Below are 1426 nucleotides of genomic sequence, written 5' to 3'. Positions count from 1 at the left end.
TAATGCCAGTCAGTTAAGCAACTGACTGGCTTTTTTTCGGGGCTGTGGGGTATCTCCAGGGCCTTTCCTTTACCACCCTCGGGAAGGCCCTTTCCCTTCTTGTCGGCAACTTTACCAGTTGCGCCATGCTTTCAAGATCACGCATCAGCTCCGGGATACGCCCTGGTGAAGCGCCCTGCAGCGTCATCAGCATTCTCATGACCATGCCGCATGATTCTGAGAAGCTCAGCTGATTCGGCCAGTATCCTTTCAGATGGCCCGCCATTTTAATCATCTGATATCGCACCAGATTATACGCCAGTAACACGCCCCATAACTCCTGCTCCACAAGCTCCGGCTTTTTACTTCTCAGCGTCAGCCTGCTCAGTTGCATCGTTTGTTTTATCTCCCTGTACCCCAGCTCTATTTCCCAGCGATGGCTGTACAGGTCTGCCATTTCTCCTCCGGGATAGCGCATGGCGTCCGTCATCGACGTCAGCAGATGGCTGACTTTCCCTTTGCGCGTCACGGTCAGCAGGCGGGCTGTCATCTCATCTCCCAGACCCGGCCATTTTTTTCGTGCCTGTGGGCTGGTTTTCAGCTTCACCAGATAGTCGCCTTTACCCAGCTTTCTGACCTCTTCATACTGTGCTCCCTTTCTGAGAGGGAGCATCCAGTGACGGTGTTCTCCTGCCTGGCTCCATGCATTCAGCAACCCCAGCGAGTAGTAGCCTTTATCCATTAACGTCAGGGTGTTATCGCCGGTCTGCGCTATCAGTTGCTCTGCGAGCTCATTTTCGCTGTTTTTCATCGTGCCGAAGGCCGCTGCCGTCAACAGATGGCTGGTCAGCTCCATCTGACAGACCATTTTAACCTGCGGGTAGAGGGCCGGGTTTCCGCCATGCGTCTGGCGGGGAAAGGCGCTGTCGTTTTCCGGCGTGTCCGGTGTTCGCCAGAACACACCATCGATGGCCAGCAGGGTCAGGCCACACCAGTGCGGATGCGGCGTGGCGTTATGCCAGAGCTGCGCTGTTTGCGTGAACACGCGGCGGACGGCTTCGCTTCCCAGCCGCTGACGGGCCTGGATCACGGCGCTGGGGGCAACGAACGGACGGTTGCCGGGTAACATGATATCCAGCCGGTTAACGATCTGATGAAGCGGCTCCTTGCGCTCAAGGGCCATACCGATAATGCACCAGACCATCATTTCCAGAGGAAGGCGCCGTTTGCGTAACGTGACGGTGCCGGATTCTTCAAGGCAGCGGGAAATCAGTTCCGGGTCAAGACAGTCGCCCAGAGAAGTCAGAGGGTTACGCAGAGAATCGTAACGGGATACCAGATCAAGAGCCTGTCCAATGTGCATAAAAAAATCCGGAAACGGGTGAGCATTTCCGGATTCTTACACAGCCACTGGATCGGTCAACCGATCCTTAACTGATCGGCATTA

General features: G+C 55.5%; 1 protein-coding gene. It reads right to left on the bottom strand.

The annotated features are described in order from the left end of the window. Window positions 1–13: 13 nt before the first annotated feature. On the bottom strand, window positions 14–1342 hold the full coding sequence (locus tag URZ40_RS23100; protein ID WP_320721256.1) for an IS4 family transposase: 1329 nt from the start codon (window positions 1340–1342) through the stop codon (window positions 14–16). Window positions 1343–1426 lie beyond the last annotated feature (84 nt).

The sequence above is a fragment of the Enterobacter sp. 296B2 genome (assembly GCF_034106185.1).
In the GTDB taxonomy this organism is placed as follows: domain Bacteria; phylum Pseudomonadota; class Gammaproteobacteria; order Enterobacterales; family Enterobacteriaceae; genus Enterobacter; species Enterobacter cloacae_N.
This window is presented reverse-complemented; position numbering and strand designations above follow the sequence as displayed.